The 20,181-nt window shown below is 28.0% G+C and carries 18 protein-coding genes; 3 read left to right on the top strand and 15 right to left on the bottom strand.

Features of this window, described 5'->3' with window-relative positions; all coding sequences use genetic code 11:
* Nucleotides 1–662 precede the first annotated feature (662 nt).
* Nucleotides 663–2,534 (top strand): ABC-F family ATP-binding cassette domain-containing protein, encoded by a 1,872-nt coding sequence (locus tag GQR92_RS13505; protein WP_158842165.1) that lies wholly within the window; start codon nt 663–665, stop codon nt 2,532–2,534.
* Nucleotides 2,535–2,792: 258 nt separating this feature from the next.
* Here GQR92_RS13505 and GQR92_RS13500 read toward each other — a convergent pair whose 3' ends face one another.
* Complete coding sequence (locus GQR92_RS13500; protein WP_158840400.1) at nt 2,793–3,509, bottom strand: 3'-5' exonuclease; 717 nt, start codon at nt 3,507–3,509, stop codon at nt 2,793–2,795.
* 93 nt (nt 3,510–3,602) lie between these two features.
* Nucleotides 3,603–4,409, bottom strand: coding sequence for a T9SS type A sorting domain-containing protein (locus tag GQR92_RS13495; protein WP_158840398.1), 807 nt, complete (start codon nt 4,407–4,409; stop codon nt 3,603–3,605).
* Between the two features lie 243 nt (nt 4,410–4,652).
* On the opposite strand from GQR92_RS13495, the gene GQR92_RS13490 reads away from it, so the two are divergent.
* Complete coding sequence (locus tag GQR92_RS13490) at nt 4,653–5,351, top strand: response regulator transcription factor (RefSeq protein WP_158840396.1); 699 nt, start codon at nt 4,653–4,655, stop codon at nt 5,349–5,351.
* 10 nt (nt 5,352–5,361) lie between these two features.
* A complete protein-coding gene (locus tag GQR92_RS13485; RefSeq protein WP_158840394.1) occupies nt 5,362–6,402 on the top strand; it encodes a sensor histidine kinase in 1,041 nt (346 codons plus the stop codon).
* Here the strand turns inward: GQR92_RS13485 and GQR92_RS13480 are convergent.
* The 13 genes from GQR92_RS13480 to rfbB form a co-directional block, all read right to left on the bottom strand.
* The gene (locus tag GQR92_RS13480) at nt 6,367–7,425 is read right to left on the bottom strand and encodes a glycosyltransferase family protein (protein WP_158840392.1); all 1,059 of its coding nucleotides are present in this window, start codon (nt 7,423–7,425) and stop codon (nt 6,367–6,369) included. The two genes, GQR92_RS13485 and GQR92_RS13480, sit on opposite strands and share 36 nt — an antisense overlap.
* 165 nt (nt 7,426–7,590) lie before the next feature.
* The gene (gene purD / locus GQR92_RS13475; RefSeq protein WP_158840390.1) at nt 7,591–8,865 is read right to left on the bottom strand and encodes a phosphoribosylamine--glycine ligase; all 1,275 of its coding nucleotides are present in this window, start codon (nt 8,863–8,865) and stop codon (nt 7,591–7,593) included.
* A 111-nt stretch (nt 8,866–8,976) separates the two neighbouring features.
* Nucleotides 8,977–9,729: a glycosyltransferase family 2 protein gene (locus tag GQR92_RS13470; RefSeq protein WP_158840388.1), complete on the bottom strand. Its 753-nt coding sequence runs from the start codon at nt 9,727–9,729 to the stop codon at nt 8,977–8,979.
* On the bottom strand, nt 9,730–11,085 hold the full coding sequence (locus GQR92_RS13465; protein WP_158840386.1) for an exopolysaccharide biosynthesis polyprenyl glycosylphosphotransferase: 1,356 nt from the start codon (nt 11,083–11,085) through the stop codon (nt 9,730–9,732).
* 5 nt (nt 11,086–11,090) lie between these two features.
* Nucleotides 11,091–12,203: a glycosyltransferase gene (locus GQR92_RS13460; protein WP_158840384.1), complete on the bottom strand. Its 1,113-nt coding sequence runs from the start codon at nt 12,201–12,203 to the stop codon at nt 11,091–11,093.
* Between the two features lie 4 nt (nt 12,204–12,207).
* Nucleotides 12,208–13,227 (bottom strand): O-antigen ligase family protein, encoded by a 1,020-nt coding sequence (locus GQR92_RS13455; RefSeq protein ID WP_158840382.1) that lies wholly within the window; start codon nt 13,225–13,227, stop codon nt 12,208–12,210.
* Between the two features lie 154 nt (nt 13,228–13,381).
* Entirely contained in the window at nt 13,382–14,518 is a 1,137-nt protein-coding gene (locus GQR92_RS13450) for a hypothetical protein (RefSeq protein ID WP_158840380.1), read from the bottom strand.
* 49 nt (nt 14,519–14,567) lie between these two features.
* Complete coding sequence (locus tag GQR92_RS13445) at nt 14,568–15,593, bottom strand: glycosyltransferase family A protein (protein ID WP_158840378.1); 1,026 nt, start codon at nt 15,591–15,593, stop codon at nt 14,568–14,570.
* Nucleotides 15,594–15,598: 5 nt separating this feature from the next.
* Nucleotides 15,599–16,222, bottom strand: a complete 624-nt coding sequence (locus GQR92_RS13440; RefSeq protein WP_158840376.1) for an acyltransferase — start codon at nt 16,220–16,222, stop codon at nt 15,599–15,601.
* Nucleotides 16,223–16,311: 89 nt separating this feature from the next.
* Entirely contained in the window at nt 16,312–17,553 is a 1,242-nt protein-coding gene (locus GQR92_RS13435; RefSeq protein WP_302849612.1) for an oligosaccharide flippase family protein, read from the bottom strand.
* Between the two features lie 225 nt (nt 17,554–17,778).
* On the bottom strand, nt 17,779–18,318 hold the full coding sequence (gene rfbC / locus GQR92_RS13430) for a dTDP-4-dehydrorhamnose 3,5-epimerase (protein WP_158840374.1): 540 nt from the start codon (nt 18,316–18,318) through the stop codon (nt 17,779–17,781).
* On the bottom strand, nt 18,318–19,172 hold the full coding sequence (rfbA, locus tag GQR92_RS13425) for a glucose-1-phosphate thymidylyltransferase RfbA (protein ID WP_158840371.1): 855 nt from the start codon (nt 19,170–19,172) through the stop codon (nt 18,318–18,320). The genes rfbC and rfbA overlap by 1 nt, the downstream gene beginning before the upstream one ends.
* 1 nt (nt 19,173) lies before the next feature.
* Nucleotides 19,174–20,181 carry a dTDP-glucose 4,6-dehydratase gene (gene rfbB / locus GQR92_RS13420; protein ID WP_158840369.1) on the bottom strand — a complete coding sequence of 336 codons (1,008 nt, stop codon included), beginning with the start codon at nt 20,179–20,181 and terminating at the stop codon, nt 19,174–19,176.

Here is a 20,181-nt window from a genome sequence, read left to right as displayed (position 1 = left end):
ATCTAAATACTTTGAAAAAAGAATTTTATTTGACTACAGTAACAAATAAAGACAACTTTTACCAAAAAAATTAACTAAACAGTAAAAATCAACTAACCTAACTACTAAGACCCTTAAGTAAAACTTAAGGGTTTTTTTTGTATCACCATTTTCAGGGAGTCTTCTCACCATTTTCAGGGAGAAGAAGATTTCACTGTTTTCAGTGATTGACAAGCACCTTTTTTCATTATATATTTACATCATTATTGTTTAAGAGTTTATTGGCTTAAGTAATATCTTTAAAAATAACACTGTAGATATAAATACTTTGAAAAAAGAGATTTATTTAACAACAGTAAGAGATAAAGAAAAAACGTTTACCAACAAAATTAACTAAACAGTAAAAATCAACTAACCAACACTACTAAAACCCTTAAGTATATCTTGAGGGTTTTTTTCTTTGTATCACCATTTTCAGGGAGTCTTCTCACCAATTTCAGGGAGAAGAAAATTTCACTGTTTTCAGTGATTGACAAGTACTATTTTTTACCATATATTTACTTCATATTAGTAAACATTTAATTTATTTCCCCCAAAAATTCCCCCAAAAAAATTAAATGATATCAAAAACCCAAGTTAACGCTTGGGTTTTTTGTTTCTTTGCAAAAAACAAATTTATCTCTGTGAATTATTTATCTGTTGAAAATATCTCTAAATCTTATGGAGAACGCGTATTATTTGAAGACATCTCTTTTGGAATTAGTAAAGACCAAAAAGTTGCCTTTGTAGCTAAAAATGGTAGTGGTAAAACATCTATCTTAAACATTATAGCTGGTTTAGATGTACCAGACTCCGGACAAGTAGTAAGCAGAAAAGGTATTTCTATTGCTTACTTAGCCCAAAAGGATGACATTAATCCTGATTTAACGATAGAAGAAACCATTTTTGCAACCGATAATAAAATTCTTTCTATTGTTAATCAATATGAAAAAGCTTTATTAAATTTAGATGATACCGATGCGTACCAAACAGCTTTTGAGCAAATGGAACAATACAATGCATGGGATTTTGAAACGCAATACAGACAAATTTTATCAAAATTAAAACTAGACGACCTAACTTTAAAAGTTGGTGCACTTTCTGGTGGACAAAGAAAACGGCTGTCTTTAGCCATTGTTTTAATTAACAAACCAGATTTATTAATTTTAGATGAACCTACAAATCATTTAGATTTAGAAATGATAGAATGGTTAGAGGCTTTCTTTGCAAAAGAAAAGATTACCTTATTTATGGTTACCCATGATCGTTATTTCTTAGAACGTGTTTGTAACGAAATCTTAGAGTTAGATGAAGGTAAAATATATAAATACAAAGGGAATTACTCTTACTATTTACAAAATAAAGAAGAACGTTTAGCTTTAGAAGCAACCAATTTGGGGAAAGCTAAAAGTCTGTTTAAAAAAGAATTAGAATGGATGCGTAAGCAGCCAAAGGCAAGAACTACCAAGTCTAAATCTAGAACAGATGATTTTTATCAAATTAAAGAAAAAGCACATCAACGTAGACAAGATCATCAGGTTCAATTAGAAATAAATATGGAACGTTTAGGAAGTAAAATTCTTGAACTTCATAAAGTATCTAAATCTTTTGGTGAGAAAAAAATATTAGACAATTTCGATTACGTTTTTAAACGAGGAGAACGTATTGGTATTATTGGTAAAAACGGAACAGGTAAATCTTCTTTCTTAAATATTATTACAGAAACAGCAGAGTTAGATTCTGGTAAAGTTATTTTAGGAGAAACGGTAAAATACGGTTACTACACACAAGCCGGAATTGATATAAAAGAAGGACAGAAAGTAATTGATGTTGTTAAAGAATTTGGAGAATTTATCCCTTTAACTAAAGGAAGAAAAATTTCTGCATCTCAGTTATTAGAGCGTTTTTTATTCGATAAAAAGAAACAGTATGATTTTGTAGAAAGATTATCTGGAGGAGAACAAAAACGTTTGTATTTATGTGCTGTTTTAATTCAGAATCCTAACTTTTTAATTTTAGATGAGCCAACAAACGATTTAGATGTTGTAACATTAAATGTATTAGAAAGTTTCTTATTAGATTTTCCGGGAAACTTATTGGTTGTTTCTCACGATAGGTATTTTATGGATAAAATTGTAGACGCATTATTTGTTTTTAGAGGCGAAGGTGTTGTAGAGAATTTTCCAGGAAATTATTCAGATTTTAGAGCTTACGATGATGGTTCTGCTTTAACAGAAGTTGTTGCAAAACCTATAGGAAAAAAGGAAGAGAAAAAAGAGGTAAAAAAATCAAATAAAAACACCTTAACTTTTGATGAAAAAAGAGAGTTTGGTGCTTTAGAAGGAGATATTGAAAGACTTCAAAGAAGAAAAGCAACTATAGAGGCAGAATTTTTAAATGTAGAAATTGCACCTGATGATATTGCTAAAAAATCTGAAGAATTACAAGAAACAATTGCTAATCTAGAACAAAAAGAAGAGCGCTGGTTAGAGCTTTCTATGAAATTAGAAGATTAGTAATTTACCGCAAAAATGCAATTTTTTTTCGCAAAGTTCGCAGATTTTTAAGAGATTGACAGAGAAAACTTCAAAAAATATTAGCGTAAAATAAACAAACAATATTCACCTGCAAGGTCTTTTTTTGATCTTGTAGGTGTTATATCAAATAACTCCTTATAAATAAAATACCTGTAAGGTTTTTGAAAACCTTACAGGAAAGAACTTATTATTTTCTTTGTGTGCTTCTGAGTTTCTCTGTAAATCTCCGTAAAACAGTTAAACACTCACAATATCTTCCGTTTTGATCAATTCTTGATTATTAAAACGCAACAAAATTTGTGCAACAGCAATAGTATCCTTTTCACAATAGTCTACTATTCTTTGTATATTTTTTTCTTTATAATAAACATCAGCTACCTCACTGCCATCAATATCATCTTTTGGAGACGGAATTCCTAAAATAGACGTTAAAAGCTTTAAAGAAGTATAATGTTTATAGTCTCCAAATTTCCATAACTCTAGTGTATCTAAATGTGGAACTTCCCACGGTTTTTTACCAAATAAATTTAGCTTTTTAGGTAATTCTATTTGATGTACAATCATTCTTCTTGCAATAAAAGGAAAATCGAATTCTTTACCATTATGCCCACACAAAACATTACTCTTCTTAGCAAAGTGTTTATCTAATAACACTTTAAAATCACTTAAAAGTTGATGTTCGTCATCACCAAAGAAAGAAGTTAAACGGAGTTGTTTCTTATTTTTTACATCCACAAAATAACCAACAGAAATACATATTATTTTACCAAACTCTGCCCAAATACCTGCTCGTCCGTAAAATTCTGATGCGCTATATTCATCCTTACGTTGGTACTGTGTTTTCTTAGTATACAATTCTTGTGTTTCCTTAGATAACCTATCCCAACTTTCTTCTTGTGGTACGGTTTCAATATCTAAAAAAAGGACATCGTTTAATTTTACAGGTAAATTCATAGCAATCTATTTTCTTTTTCTTTTAAAGATAAGGAAAATAAAAAAGCTCCGAATTAAATTCGGAGCTTTATAAATTAAAAACGTGTTTAGAAATTATCTAATCACTAATTTTTTAGTAGCCGTTTTACCAGTTTCTGTAACTGTTAAAATATAGATTCCAGAATTAATTGCAGAAACATCTAAATTTTTCTTTAAACCAGAAAAAGAAGTAGAAAACACTCTTTTACCAATAACATTAAAAATAGATACTTCTTTAACATCTGAACTATTACTAGATATTGTGATTTTTTTAGCTGTAATTGGGTTTGGATACGTTGCAAAACCTTCTATTGAATTCTTTTTTAAAGAAGCCGTTGCATTTTTTACAAATGATAAATCATCAAAATAAGTTAATGAGTTAGAATAAGACCTTACCTCAAAATAAAAAGCATCTACAGCTGCAGGAGCAGTAACAGTAACTTCGTATTTAGTCCAAACACCACCATTATTATCTAAATATCCATCTTGTGGACCTCTTAAAGGATCACTTGAGCGATCATTTCCATCTCCTACATGATAAATAGTTGCACTTCCGTTTTTCCAAGTACACCAAATTCTAGCATCTTTATCATCTCCGTCAGTAACTTTATACCAAAAACTAATTGTGTAGCTCTCACCAGGAACAATACCTGTAATTGTTTGAGATAAATCTTTTGTGCCAGAACCTCCATTTCTAAAAGCAGAAAAAGAGCCAGAATGTGCCTCTGTAGATTTTGTTACAGCCTCTGCTTTCGTCCAACTTGTTGGTGTAGCGTCATCATCCCAGGTTTCAAAATCTCCGTTTAACAACATTTCTTGTCCAAAAGAAACTCCTATTAAACAAAGTGTAAGCATAAATGTAAAAATGTAATTTTTTTTCATGTGGTAGTTATTTTAAAAATAATGTATGTAAAAATATAAATAATTAAATAAAATAGTATTTAAAACAGATTAAATTATCGTTAACTTAAAGAATATAGTAAAACACTAAATTTTAAATAATTAATTATTCTTATGTTACATTAACGTTAACTGACAGTAATGACATTAAATGATTGTTAAGGAATCGTATTGCTAATATAATTATTACTATTTTTGATATTGAATAGTACATTAACTAGTTATATGAACAAAAGTGATTTTAAAATTTTACTGGTAGATGATGAGCCAGATATTCTAGAAATTGTTGGTTACAACTTAAAAAATGAAGGATATCAAATCTTTACAGCTACAAATGGACAAGAGGCCATAAAATCTGCTAAAAAAAATATTCCACATCTAATTTTATTAGATATTATGATGCCAGAAATGGATGGAATAGAAGCTTGTGAGAAAATTAGAAAAATTAAAACGCTAGAGAATGTTATTATTTCTTTCTTAACCGCAAGAGGCGAAGACTACTCTCAAGTAGCTGGTTTTGAGGCAGGTGCTGATGATTATATTACAAAACCGATAAAACCAAAAGTTTTAGTAAGCAAGGTAAAATCTCTTTTACGTAGACTAAAAACTGAAAAAGATAGCGAAGAAACCTTTAAAATAGGAGATATTGTTATTGACAGAGATGAATATGTAGTTTACAAAGCAGGTAAAAGAATTTCTTTACCAAGGAAAGAATTTGAATTATTCTCTTTATTAACTTCTAAACCAGGTAAAGTTTTTAAGAGAGAAGTTATTTTAGATACCGTTTGGGGAAATGAAGTTGTTGTTGGTGGTAGAACTATTGATGTACACATTAGAAAACTGAGAGAAAAAATTGGTGACGATCACTTTAAAACCGTAAAAGGAGTCGGTTATAAGTTTGTTTTAGAAGGAGCAGAACATTAAAATTGCCTTCATGAAATTTAAAAAAACATACTCTTATGCGCTTTGGTCTGCAGTATATTTAACCTTACTGTCTTCAACAATTGCGCTTGTTTCTTATTTTCTATTTACAAAAGAATTAGGGATATGTACCATTGTTATAGCTATTCTTACGCTTTTTATCATCTCTTTTTTTATCATTCAATATAGAACGGAACATTTTATTTATAGACGTCTTAAAAAAATATATGAGGATGTTTCTATCTTAAATGTAAATGACTTACGTAGAGATTCTGTTACTACAGATATTGAAAAACTATCTAAAAGAATGCAACGTTTTGTAGAGGGTAAAAGGCTAGAAATAAAAAGTTTAACCGAAAGAGATTCTTTTAGAAGAGACTTTTTAGGCAACGTTGCACACGAACTTAAAACACCTTTATTTACCGTACAAGGTTATATTTTAACCTTAATTGAAGGTGCTGTAAACGACAAAGAAATTAGAACAAAATACCTAGAAAGAGCCAATAAAGGAGTAGAAAGACTGGTTGCTGTTATTAAAGATTTAGATATGATTGCCAAATTAGAAAATGATGGAATGAAACCTAAAAAGGTTGTTTTTAACATTTTAGAATTGGTGCAAAATGTTTTTGATTTGTTTGAAATGAAAGCAAAAAAAAGAAACATCATTTTAAAGTTTGATAGAATTTATGAGTTTCCTCTATTTGTAAAAGGTGATATAGAAAAAATTGAACAAGTTTTAATAAATTTAGTGGTTAACTCTATTAAATACGGGAAACCCAATGGCACCACCATTGTTACCGTAGAAAGCTACAACGAAAATAAATTTATTGTAAAAACCATTGATAATGGAGAAGGAATTAAACCACAACATCTTTCTCGCCTTTTTGAACGTTTCTACAGAGTAGACCAAAGTAGATCTAGAGAGCAAGGTGGTTCTGGTTTGGGCTTATCTATTGTAAAACACATTATAGAAGCGCATGATGAAACCATTTTGTTAAAAAGTACTTACGGAGAAGGATCAGAGTTTTCTTTTACGCTCGAAAAGGCTAAATAGGCTAGAATCTAATCTTGTTTCATTTGTTTTTAAACCTTTATAGTTTGCTGTTTTTAAGATTTCTTCTTTAGAGAAATCTTCAGTTTTAGCAAATGGAGCTATTTTTTTTGCTTCTAAAAATTCTGCTAAATATTCTTGTTCATCTTGATTTTTAGTAGGAATAAAAAACACTTTTTTATCTAAAACAGCCAAATCCATTATAGAGGAATAACCAGACCTACAAATAACAACCTCACAAGAGTTAATTAAATTTTGAAGTTCTTCTGAAAGTACATAGTTGTAAAAAGTAATATTACCTGAAATCCATTTTTTTTGCACAGCTTCTACTTTACCCAAAACAAAAACAACATCTCTAGCATCGTTTTTAAAGGCTGAAGTCAATTTATTTTCTAAAAGAGTTCTATTGGGTTCTGGTCCAGAAATAATGACTAAAATCGCTATATTTTTGGGTAATTCTTGTTTTTTAAATCGGCTTAAAACACCTATAAATTTTGTATTTAGATTTTTTTGGGTTGATGACAATTTTCCTGAAAAAGTAGAATTTGTTGTATCAGGAATCCAACATTCATCAAACTTCTTAATTATTTTTTGATGAAAATAACCTGTAAGGAAAGTTGTACTACCAGACAAGACATTTACTTGATGTGTAATATACACAGAAGGAATTAAGTTGCTTCTTACTCCGAATCTATTATCCGAAATAAGACCAACAACCTCTTTATTTTTAAGAATAAAGTTATTTATAATTTGATGTTCTTTACGAACAACACTTATAATTCTAGGAAGTTGAAAAATGAATCCCAACTTTAAATTTCTATGGTAAGAAATGTTATAAGCTGGGATTTCTATATATTCTAAATTAGGAAACTCTTTTCTTAAAAAGTTGAAAGCATTTCCGTCTGATGCAATTATTGGTGTAAAATTGTTTTCTAACAACGCATTTATAATTGGCACACAACGCGTTGCATGCCCTAAGCCCCAATTTAAAGGAGCTACAATTATTTTATTTTGGGTAGCATTCATTTTTAGTTCAATTTAAAGCTACCATTTTTTTAATACGTATTAAAATTTAGGGCTAAATTTTTGATTTTAAACATGTGCGTTAAGGATTGAAACGGCATCCTTTTTTTTCTTTTTCTGAAAAAAAAGATATAGTTGAAAGCCTGTTAAAACGCCCAAATAAAACATCTACACTAAATCGAAACCAATATCTTTTCTGTAGTTCATTTTATCGAAATGAATCTTATCTATACTTCTGTAACTTTTTTCTAAAGCCTCTTCTATAGTGTCTCCGAAAGAAGTTACGGCCATAACTCTACCTCCGTTTGTAACCACTTTATTGTCTTTAATGGTAGTACCTGCATGAAAAACGAAAGATTCTTCTACAGTATCGAAACCTGTAATTTCTTTGTTTTTCTCGTAGGCTTCTGGATATCCGCCAGCGACCAACATTACCGTTGTTGCTGTTTGATTTGTTACAGAAAAAGATTTTTCATTTAAATTTTGATGTGCAACACCTTCGAATAAGTCAAATAAATCAGAATTTATTCTTGGTAATACAACTTCTGTTTCTGGATCTCCCATTCTTACATTGTACTCAACCACAGAAGGGTTTCCATTATCATTCATTAACCCAATAAAAATAAAACCTCTATAATCGATGCCGTCTTTTTGTAAACCAGCAATGGTAGGTTTTACAACCAATTCTTCTACTTTATCTAAAAATGCTTTATCGGCAAATGGTACAGGAGAAATTGCGCCCATTCCACCAGTATTTAAACCTGCATCTCCTTCGCCAATTCTTTTATAATCTTTGGCTGAAGGTAAAATTTTATAACTTTTTCCGTCTGTTAACACAAAGACAGATAATTCTATTCCTTTTAAAAATTCTTCGATAACCACGGTTGTAGATGCATCTCCGAATTTCTGATTAGAAACCATTTCTTCTAATTCGGTTTTTGCTTCTTCTAAAGAGTTTAAAATTAACACTCCTTTTCCTGCTGCTAAACCATCTGCTTTTAACACGTAAGGTGGTTCTAGGGTTTCTAAGAAAGCAAAACCATCGGTTAAGTTCTTTTTAGTAAAAGATTGGTAACGCGCTGTAGGAACGCCGTGTTTTTGCATAAATTGCTTAGAGAAATCTTTACTTCCTTCTAATAAAGCTCCGTCTTTTTTAGGTCCAATTACCGGAATGTTTTTCAATTCTTCATCCGCTAAAAAGAAATCGTGAACTCCAGCTACCAAAGGTACTTCTGGACCAACAACGACCATTTTAATATCGTTTTCTAAGGTAATTTTCTTAACAGCTTCAAAATCGGTAACACTAATATTAACGTTGGTTGCTATTTTATCTGTCCCTGCATTTCCTGGCGCTACAAAAAGTTGATTAATTTTTTTACTTTCTAATAATTTAATAGCAAAAGCGTGTTCTCTACCTCCAGAACCTAAAATAAGTACATTCATTGTTTGTTGTGTTGTGTTGTTGTTGCAAATATATTTTAAAAAAATTGGATTGCCCTTTGATTAGAAAGACATTTTTAAGGAAACCTTAATTGATGGCAAAAGCGTATTGTATTAAAATCCCCATTTTGTAAAATATTTAATTGCGGATGCTAGGTGATAAAAAAATAATTTAATATTTTTTGATGAACCTTTTTGATGTTGATGAATAATTTCTATGTTTGGATAATATAGTTTCTTTTTTCCTGAATCATCTATTTTCCTACAAATATCAGCATCCTCCATATATAAGAAATAACGTTCATCGAACCCTTTTAAATTTTTAAAATCGGCTGTTTTAAAAAGCATAAAGCAACCATGAATAAATTCTGGATAAAATGGTTTTGATAAATCTTTATTTCTATACTCGTTTATTAAAATTTGATTTTTAGAGATCTTTAGTTTTCTATTTATCAAATCAAAAAAAGTTGGATGTTTTCTACAAACGTATTGTTTTTCTTTATTTGAATAAATAACTTTAGGTGTTATAAAAGCAACCTCTTTTTCTTCTTCTAATTTACTAATTAAAATAGGAATAATTAGAGAGTCAAACTCAATATCTGGATTTAAAACTAAATGAAATTGTGAATTAACTTTATCTAAAACTAAATTATGAGCACTACCAAAACCTATGTTTTTACCAACAAAAACATATTCAATTTCAGGAGAAATAAAGTGTTTCTGTAACGTATTTGAGGGTGAATTATCAATTAAAAAAAGTTTCTTATCTAAATTTATTTTTAAAAAAGAGTCAATTGTTTTTTTTAATAATGATAGATTTTCATTGTAAAGAACAATTGTGGCTGTAAGTGTAACATTTTCGGTCATCTAATACGCCTTTTCTTCCCCTTTAAAAACATTAAGAATGGTCTGTAAAATAATTTTGATATCTAGAAAAAATGACCAATTCTCGATATAAAAAATATCTAACCTTACTCTATTTTTAATATCTGTTCTTCTTTTTATTTCTCCTCTATACCCACTTACTTGGGCTAAGCCCGTAATTCCTGGTTTTACAATATGTCTTTTTAAATAATCATCTACATCTTTTTGATACTCTAAAGACAAACTTTCTAAATGTGGTCTGGGTCCAACTACACTCATGTCACCAACTAATACATTAAAAAACTGAGGCAATTCATCCATACTTGTTTTGCGTAAAAACGCTCCCATTTTTGTTACTCTAGCATCATTTTTTGTAGCATGTATTTTATCCGATAATTTATTTATTTTCATCGACCTAAATTTGTAACAAACAAATTCTTCACCGTTAATACCTTCTCTTTTTTGTTTAAAGAGTAAGGGACCTTTTGATTCTAATTTCACTAAAACCCAAAGAATTGGCCATAACCAAGAGAGTACAAATAAACAAACAAACAAAGAGAAAAAAATATCGAAAATTCTTTTAATATAAAAATTTTCAGCAAATTCAAATGGCAATTTATTTACATTTAAAACTAACAGCGTATCATCATAATACTCTGCACTTTGATTCTTACTGTAAAGCTCGTTTGACTCTGGAATTAGTTTTAAAACTATCCCTTTTTCGATAACAAATTTATTTAATTCTTTAATTTGTTCTTTAGTTAAAACGGATAATGAACAGTAAATTTCATCTACCGAATTTTCGGAAATATATTTAAAACATTCATTTAATTTACCTAAATAATTAGAGTATTTAGATTCTTTATCAGAAAAAAAACCTAGGTATTTATAACCTAAATTAGCTTTGCTTTGAAAAATTTTAATTACTTTTTTAGCAGAATCATCAAATCCTAGAACGACAGTAGTTCTAAAATTATTTCCAAGGGATCTGTATTTTTTTAATAAGAAAAAAAACAAAAACTTAAAGATGGTTATAGTACTTAATATTGAAGTTAAAATTAAGAATTGATTATTTACAACGCTCCCCTCTTTAAAAATACCGAAATAAGCAAAATATCCTAAAGTAAAAATTAAAAACTGCTTTCCTAAAAGTGTAAAAACCCTTAGTACACTTGTGTATCTATAAATCTTATAAAAACCAAATAAATAAGAGGTAACTAACCAAAAACTAGTAATATAAGATAAAAAATATATATTAAAATATTCTATATCATAAATCACGTAAGTAATTAAATTAATTATTATGATATCTAAAATAATTTGTAATGGTTTTATTAAATAAGAATATCTTTTTTTCAAATTTATTATTTTAACAGATTAGTAATTGTTTCGCTAAAACTAAATAAAAACTTATTCTCTTCAAATTTTTTAGCGTGTTTTCTTATCCAAATTGGATTGAACTTATTTTCAACTTTATCAAAGAAATCAATTGCAGACTGTAAACTACTCACTTCCTGTTCCTTAAAAAAAACACCTGTAGATTTAGAAATTTCCTCCTTATTTTCAATAACCGTTTCAAGCGCTCCTCCTTTATTATAAGCAATTACAGGTATCCCAAATGACATAACCTCTAAGGGAATCATTCCAAAATCTTCTTCCCCAGGAAACAAAAGTGCTTTTGCTCCTTTAATAAACTCTTCTAACTCTTTAGTCTCTAAAAAACCTTTAAACTCAATATTTGATTTGGCTTTCCTTTGTAACTTTTCTTTTTCAGACCCATTACCTATAATAATTAATTTTTTTCCATTATTATTAAAACAATCAACCAATAAATCTATTCTTTTATAAGGTGTTATAGCACCAAAACTTAAATAAAACTCTTTATGCTTTTTTAAATCTAAAGGCTCCTCGAATAATTTAGCTTCTATTGGAGGATAAACTACAATTGCTTTTCTATTATAATACTGTTCCACTCTTTTTGCTACATTCATTGAATTTGCAACATACAAATCAACATTATCAATAGTAGTAGTATCCCAATCTTTTAATTTATTAAAAAAAAATCGTGCAAAAGGCCTTAAAAGAATATTCATGGAGTTTAAATAATCTTGTGTAAACCCCCAACAATATCTCATTGGACTATGAATATAACACACATGTTTTGCATTATTATCTATCTGAATACCTTTTGCAGGCCCTGATTCTGAAGAAATTATTAAATCATAATCTTGTTTAAGTTTTAAAGATTTAACTGCTTTTGGGTATAATGGGAAAATCTTTTGATAATATTTTCTATAAAAAGGAGTATTATACTTTGAGGTGTATACATTATGTTTCTTTAAATGATTTCCATATTTTTCTTCATCATAAAAAAGGGTATAAATGTCTGCATCTGGATATAATTTTAAAAGAGATTCGACAACTTTTTCTCCTCCTCTTCTTGAAATAAACCAATAATGTATAATAGCTACTTTCATCAATTTAATTTATTATTTTTTTTTCACTTTTAAAAGACACCAATTTAAGAAATATACTAATTAAAAAAGAAAACAAAATAATCCCTCTGTAACGTTCCATTAAAGCTTCTGTTAAGCATTGTAAGGCAAAAAAGAAAACAAATATATATCCTATATATAAATTATTTACAATAAAATACTTAGATAATAAAAAAAGAAGTGTTAAAAAGAATAAAAGCATAAGACCTCCTCCTTTTAATAAATAATCTAAATATTGGTTATGAGGATTATTGTAATATACATTACCCCCTTCTTTCCTTTGTTTTTCAATTAATAATTCTTCACCTCTTCTAGCACCATATCCTAAAAAAAAGGCTTCTTGAGATAAATCAACAGACAAATTAAAAAGATTAATTCTAGGGTCATTTTTTATATTCTTAAACCTTTCCGTAAATTTGTTTGAAAAAAAGACAGTGGATACTCCTATAAAAATAAAGAATATTATTAAACCATAATTTATCTTATTTCTTTTTTTTAAGCTATAGAAAACTACTCCTAAAAAATAAATAATAAAAGAAATAATAGTCATTCTTGATATTGATAAAAAAGAAAAAAGAAAAAAGAAAATCATCAAAATTATTACAAAAGATCTTTCATTTTTACTTTCAATAACTTTTTCATTCAACAACCAATGACTAATAATAAAACCGAAAAACAAATATAATGACAAATAAATATGATGAAAGCCTATTCTTTCTGAAATTGAATGTATTAAATAAAAAATATGGTTATTTTTATAATGTTCTACTAATTTCCATTCATTTACATAATTATTAAAATAAAACTCTGCTATTATTTCATAAAATAGACATGTTATCAATCCTAAACCAAGGAAATAAACAAACCACTTTAAAATAAAATAAATATCTTCTTGTTTAAATTCCCTAAAAGAGAAAAAGATAGGTAATAATAGCAACGATAAATCCCTATCCCATCCACCTAAAGAGGTTCTTAATTTTAATAAGAAAAAAGTAAAAAAAAACAAAATTACTAATGGATTTTTAAAAATCTTGTAAGTGAAAGTAAATTGTATCTTTTTTAAAAAAAACAGAATCAATTGAGTAAGCAAAAACAATACTAAAAAAACATTACTTAACTTTTCAATAGGAAAAGACACTGCTAAGGGCAGTAAAAACAAACTAGCCTTCTTCATTTTCTTTTAATTGTTTTGTTAAAATTAAAGAATTAAAGAACCACAAAAATAAACTAACTGGTATTAAAACATAAGCTCCATCTACAAATGCTACAATTAAATATGTTAATATCCCTACTTTTAATTGTTTTTGATATTCATTTTGATATTGAGATAATTTATAAAATTGATTCACAATTAATGAAGAAAAAAAATGAATAATGAATAATATAAAACCAACAATACCCATTTGCTCTAAAATACTCTTGTAGGTCATTTCGGCAATCCCTTTAAAATCTAAATCATAAAAAAACAAATGTATTTTTTGAAAAAAACTCCCATTTAACCGACCATTCAAAGTAGGGTCTAAAAGATAGCTCATATCTTTTCCTAAAACAAATACCAATACAAATACTAAAGCAAAGGCAACACCTGAACCTATTAGAGCCATTTTAACAAAATGTTTTCTATAAGAAATAATTTCATAAATAATAAGTCCTGCCCATACTGTTCTGGATAATGTAAGAATCATCGCTAATTTTAAAAAAGTTTTATGCCATTTATGATTTTTTGTAAATGGCAGGAGAAATAACATACAAACTCCAAAAATATTTCCGTTACTATAAGTTGATATTAATTTAAATATCCCACCTCCCCTATTATTATGCTTCGAATTGAGTAAACCATAATCTTTAATATTTACTGTTAAATAAGGAATTTCAAAAGCTAGCCCGGTAATTATTTTATAAAAAAATAATATAATACCAAATACAGATATAAATAATATTGTACGTAATAATATTTTGTGAAAAAAATCAAAATCTTTAATGATTTTTTTCACCCATTCTTCAAAAAACAATAAAAATATGATTGGAAAAAAAACAAAACTTATAATACAGGATATTAAAAAACCTCCTCCAAGAGAAAACTTCTCAACATAAAATAAATAAGAAATAAAACATATAGTAAATGGTAATGATAGTAAATAGGCTTGAAGCCTATAGGTTCCTATTTTAGTTAAAAGTAAACTTTTTAAGAAAGTTGAAAAAATAATCAAAAAGAGGATAATATAACCCCAAGTAATAGGTATACCTCCAACATCAAATCCTCCTTTAGGTAAGGCTATATTAAATATTATAGCCAATACTAAAACAATTCTAAAAAGTGAATATTTTGTTTTTATTATCAATTTATTATTGTGCTATTTTTCTAATTAATCGATAAAAAATTAAAGCATTTCTACCAAAGAAATAATTTATAGTAAATAAAAATTTTGGAACAATATGATTAAACAATTCTATTTTCTTTAATTCACTTTTCAACTCCTTTAATTCTCTTACTCCAACTCCAACATTCATTTCAAAAACATGAAAAGACTGTTTAACCATTAACTCTTTTTTTAAATCTTTATATATATCTACTTTATATTTTGTACCTATGTCTTGCGAGATTTCTAATACAGATTTCCACATTTTTGCTCTTCCTTTTGCTGAGTAAGCTCCTGGTACATGAATTTCAGATTCACTTTTGGCAGAACCAAATAAAGGTGGGTTACCTGTTCTACCACCAACAGTAGGTCTATTCAAATAACCAATTCCATTTGTACAAAAAGCATTACATGCTAAATAGATTTGATAGTACAAAGAACCATCATATTTCTTTGTTGCTAATGGTAAAGCCCAATTTCTATTTATTACTAATCCTCCAACAAATCCACAAGATCTAAAAATCATTTTTGAAGAACTCTTGTTAGAATTACTATATATATTTTCTTTACTATCTATAGTAGAGAATCCTAATGGCTTATTAATATCATCACTAAACCTTATAAAAGGCCTTGACACCATAGAAATATTTTCATTTCTGTCAGTAAACTCCTTTAAAACACTTAAACCGTCTTTTAAAAACAAATCATCATTACCAATTAAAACAACCCATTTAAAAGAAGAGACTTCAATTAATTTTCTAACGTTAGCGTCGTAACCTAAATTTATTTCGTTTTCAATAAAAATAAGGTTACAGTTTTTTTCTTGAAATTTAGATTTCCATTGAGATCCTATTGCTGACAATTCCTTTCGTTCTTTAGAACCATCTTCACAAATAACAATTTCATTTGGTAAAAAAGACATATCATAAATTGATCTCAATAATTCTTCAAACTCCTTTACTCTACTATATGCTGGAATAGCAACACTAAATCCTTCTAAACTTACTTTCATTTTTTTTACACTTTTTTTATCAATTTGGCAGGCACACCACCAATAATAGAATTAGCCGGAAAACTTTTAGTTACAACAGCATTGGCACCAATAATTGAATTTTTTCCAATAGTGACATTAGGCATAATTGACACTCCTTCACCAATCCAAACATTGCTTTCAATGATAACAGGACCTTTTGACACTAACTGCCTTTTGTTTGGAGCAACATCTAATATGTTAGAATTATCTGTATCTCCATGATAATGATCTGTAATAAACACTCTACTTCCTATAAGAACGTTATCTCCAAGAACAATTTCATTAATACAGCCTATATGACAATCATAGTTTATACTAACGTTATTACCTATTAAAATAACAGGTTTAAACTTGCTTTGAAGATGCTTCTCATAAGCTTCAATTCGTAACCTTTTAAAACAATAAAAATCATTACCAATCGTAATATTTCTAGCTCCTTCTATATATATTGGCGCTTCTATAAAAGTATTATTACCACATTTTTTAAACCTTCTCTTTACACTGTAACTGTAAATATTATTTATGAAAAACCTCCAATATTTAATTAAACTATAATTAAAGAATAGACTAACAAAATGCGCAAAAATCTCAACAATCTTTCTAATCATTCTAAAAAATTAATTAACTTATTATTTTAAAAACTACCTTGACCTTTTTTCTTTTCATAAAAAATAATATAAAAGTCAATTTAATATTTCTAACTATTCTTATTTCTTTCTAAGACATTTAGTCCATTTTTATACAATACATACATGGTAATTAATACTGCTAATAATTGAGTAAAGACCCAAATATATGCAGAAGATAAAACACCATAATCAGGTGTGAATATTAGATTTAAAGATAAACAAGTAAGCCCCACAAAAAACCCAATGTAAGGCGATAACCTTTCTAATTTCATTGCATACAAACCTTGTATTGTTAAATAATTTGTTAGAGTTACTAGAATTGGAAGAAATGAAAATATCCTTAAAATTCTAACAGAACTAACAAACTCTTTTCCTAAAACTATTTTCACTAAAAGAGGCGCAGCAACATATATAAATAACGTTAATAAGCAATTAAATATTAAAATAGGGCGTAACATCTTTTTAAAAATGGTAATTCCTTTTTTTAAACCCTCATCAAATGCTCTGTTCATTAAAGGATAAATTGATTGATTTAAAGGGAACCAAGTGATTATCATAATTGGCATAATTATTTTAAAAGCACCTCCGTAATACCCTAATAATTCATCGCTAACAAAGAAGCCTAATAGAAAAAAATTGAGAGTTACGTATTGGTTTAAAATAATATTTAAGAAAATTGAAAAATTTTCTTTTACTATAGAAAACAACGAATTTAAGTTTGGTTTTATAACTACAGATAAATCATATTTATAAATTACATACATAAATAAAGATAACCCTATTACAATTTCTACAATTGTTAAAATTAATGCATAAAGAATAAAATCATCTTCATTATTGACAAATAACAATATTAAAATCAAAGCACTTAGCTTTGAAAAGAAAACAAAATAGGCTGCTATATTATTCTTTTCTATTCCTGTAAGAAACCAAGTAGGCAGGTAGGTTAAACCAATAATCTTACAAAAAATGATTATCAATAAACTAATATTGGATATACTTTCTGCATAGAATATTATCAAGAAAAAGACAAAAAAGCTAAAAAACATTAAGCTAGTTCTTACAAAAACTGTCTCCCAAAAAATTTTTCTTATCTCTAATTTATCATCAATATTTAATGATATTTTTCTTGTAGCGGTAAATTCAAAACCAAAATTAACTAAAATTATAAAATAAACTAATATCTCATTATAATAAGTAATTAACCCAAAATTATTTGCGTGAATAATTCTAACTACATATGGTATTAACAATAAAACAAATAAATAATTAAGTACTTGAATTAATGTAAGAGCTGAAAAATTCTTAATTATTTTTAAATTCTTTTTATCTTAATAAAGTCTAATATTCTATTCAATTTTTTTTTACTTTAAGTAACTTATTTTTTACTGAGTCTATTTCCAATAAGTTACAAACTTACCTCCTTTATCTTTGTCTAATAATAAATATTCAGAATATACCCTCTTCATCATATAATTAAAAAGCACAACTAGAAACAACTATTTTTTTAGATAAATTTCTATACTTGTTATTACTTAAAACCCATTAAACGCTTTTAACTTGGTATCCTTCTCAGACAAAGTAACTTTATCAACAGGTATTTGCCAATCGATATTTAAATCTTTATCATCAAATAAAACACCATCTTCTGCTGCAGGCTCATAATAGTTATCACATTTATAAGATACAATAGTGTCATCTTCTAAAACAGAAAAGCCATGTAAAAACCCCCTAGGCACAAATAATTGTTTATTATTATCTGCAGATAATTCTACAGAAAATACTTTGCCAAAAGTTTCAGAACCTTTTCTTGCATCTACAGCAACATCTAAAATTTTACCTTTTACAACTCGTACTAATTTTGCTTGTGCAAATTCTCCTCTTTGTAAGTGTAAACCTCTTACAACACCATATTGCGAAGTAGATTGGTTTCCTAATACAAAATCTCCATCAAAACCTGTTTTTTCTTGAAACTCTTTTTTATTGTATTCCAACAAAAAACAACCTCTGTTATCTTTAAAAAAAGTTGGTTCTATTACAAAACAATCTTTTAAACTTGTTTCTTTTACTATCATTATATTTTTAATAAATTATTAGAATAACCGCTTTTTAACAAAGGTTTTGTTATTTCTATCATTTCTTTTTTTGTTATAAAACCAGATCTGTATGCTGCTTCTTCTATAGAACCAACTTTTAAACCTTGTCTTTCTTCTATTACCTGTACAAACTGACCAGCTTGCATTAAAGAATCAAAAGTCCCTGTATCTAACCAAGCGGTTCCCCTATCTAAAATTTCTACAGATAGTTTCCCTTTTTTTAAATACACGTTATTCACTTCTGTTATTTCTAACTCGCCTCTTTTACTTGGTTTTATATTTTTAGCAATTTCCACAACGTCATTATCATAAAAATAAATACCAGGAACTGCATAATTAGATTTAGGTTTTTCTGGCTTTTCTTCTATTGAAATTGCTTTCTGATTGTCATCAAACTCAACCACACCATATCTTTCTGGGTCATTTACATGATACGCATATACAATACCTCCATCTGGATTGTTATTGGCTTTTAACAAATTAGACAACCCTGAACCATAAAAAATATTATCACCTAAAATTAAAGCTACTTTATCTTTACCAATAAATTTTTCACCTATTATAAACGCTTCTGCCAACCCATTTGGTTCTGCTTGAACTTCATACTGAAAACTACAACCAATTTGATTTCCATTTCCTAATAGCTTTTTAAATAAGGGCAAATCTTGCGGTGTAGAAATAATTAAGATCTCTCTTATCCCCGCAGAAATTAACGTTGAAAGAGGGTAGTAAATCATTGGTTTATCATACACGGGCATTAACTGCTTACTCACTGCCAATGTAAGTGGATGTAACCTTGTACCCGAACCTCCTGCTAAAACTATTCCTTTCATATTATTGATACTTTTTTAAATACCATTCAATGGTTTTTTGTATACCTGTTTCAAAGTTCTCATCTGCTTTCCAACCTAATTCACTTTCAATTTTTGATGCATCAATTGCATACCTAAAATCGTGACCCGGTCTATCTTTAACAAAACTAATTTGCTCTTTATAAGATGTATTTTTAGGGATAATTGTATCTAAAATTCCACAAATTTTATCAACTATATATAAGTTATCGCGTTCATTTTTTCCTCCAATATTGTAGGTCTCACCAGATTTACCTGTTTTATAAACCAACTCAATTCCTTTACAATGATCTAAAACATACAACCAATCTCTAATATTTTTTCCATCTCCATAAATGGGGATATTTTCTCCTGAAATTGCTTTTCTAATTATAGTAGGAATTAACTTTTCATCATGTTGTTTTGGACCATAGTTATTAGAGCAATTTGTGGTAACAACATTCATTCCGTACGTATGAAAATAACTTCTTACCATAAAATCTGATGACGCTTTTGAGGCACTATAAGGGCTGTTTGGCGCGTAAGAAGTTTGTTCTGTAAACAAACCTGTTGCTCCTAAAGTTCCATATACCTCATCTGTAGAAATATGATGAAATCTAGCCGTTTCAAATCCTTTTTTATAAACGTTTGGAGCTTCCATCCAGTAATTTTTAGCAACATCTAATAAATTAAACGTTCCAAAAACATTTGTTCTCACAAATGCATCTGGGTTCTTAATAGAGTTATCTACATGAGATTCTGCTGCAAAATGAATTACACCATTAAAATTGTATTGTTTAAATAATTTTTCTACTAAAGTTCGATCACAAATATCTCCTTGAACAAAAGTATATCTCGAATCATCCTTAATCTCACTTAAATTTGAAATATCACCTGCATAAGTTAATACGTCTAAATTTACAATTTGTACCTCTTTATTATTCTCTAAAAAATAAGGTATAAAATTTGCCCCTATAAATCCTGCTCCTCCTGTTATTAAAATTGATTGCAT

Origin of the sequence: Polaribacter sp. L3A8, from assembly GCF_009796785.1 — a bacterium.
Taxonomy (GTDB): Bacteria; Bacteroidota; Bacteroidia; order Flavobacteriales; family Flavobacteriaceae; genus Polaribacter.
Note: the sequence above shows the minus strand (reverse complement) of the source record. Positions and strands in the feature narration are given on the sequence as shown.

Excerpts from the sequence above, each read along its gene's own strand:
- GQR92_RS13440 (WP_158840376.1), bottom strand. The coding sequence starts at position 16,222 with ATGATTAGAAAGATTGTTGAGATTTTTGCGCATTTTGTTAGTCTATTC.
- rfbA (WP_158840371.1), bottom strand. The coding sequence starts at position 19,172 with ATGAAAGGAATAGTTTTAGCAGGAGGTTCGGGTACAAGGTTACATCCA.
- GQR92_RS13485 (WP_158840394.1), top strand. The coding sequence starts at position 5,362 with ATGAAATTTAAAAAAACATACTCTTATGCGCTTTGGTCTGCAGTATAT.
- GQR92_RS13460 (WP_158840384.1), bottom strand. The coding sequence starts at position 12,203 with ATGAAAGTAGCTATTATACATTATTGGTTTATTTCAAGAAGAGGAGGA.
- GQR92_RS13470 (WP_158840388.1), bottom strand. The coding sequence starts at position 9,729 with ATGACCGAAAATGTTACACTTACAGCCACAATTGTTCTTTACAATGAA.
- purD (WP_158840390.1), bottom strand. The coding sequence starts at position 8,865 with ATGAATGTACTTATTTTAGGTTCTGGAGGTAGAGAACACGCTTTTGCT.
- GQR92_RS13490 (WP_158840396.1), top strand. The coding sequence starts at position 4,653 with ATGAACAAAAGTGATTTTAAAATTTTACTGGTAGATGATGAGCCAGAT.
- GQR92_RS13445 (WP_158840378.1), bottom strand. The coding sequence starts at position 15,593 with ATGAAAGTAAGTTTAGAAGGATTTAGTGTTGCTATTCCAGCATATAGT.
- rfbB (WP_158840369.1), bottom strand. The coding sequence starts at position 20,181 with ATGCAATCAATTTTAATAACAGGAGGAGCAGGATTTATAGGGGCAAAT.
- rfbC (WP_158840374.1), bottom strand. The coding sequence starts at position 18,318 with ATGATAGTAAAAGAAACAAGTTTAAAAGATTGTTTTGTAATAGAACCA.
- GQR92_RS13480 (WP_158840392.1), bottom strand. The coding sequence starts at position 7,425 with ATGAATGCTACCCAAAATAAAATAATTGTAGCTCCTTTAAATTGGGGC.
- GQR92_RS13500 (WP_158840400.1), bottom strand. The coding sequence starts at position 3,509 with ATGAATTTACCTGTAAAATTAAACGATGTCCTTTTTTTAGATATTGAA.
- GQR92_RS13495 (WP_158840398.1), bottom strand. The coding sequence starts at position 4,409 with ATGAAAAAAAATTACATTTTTACATTTATGCTTACACTTTGTTTAATA.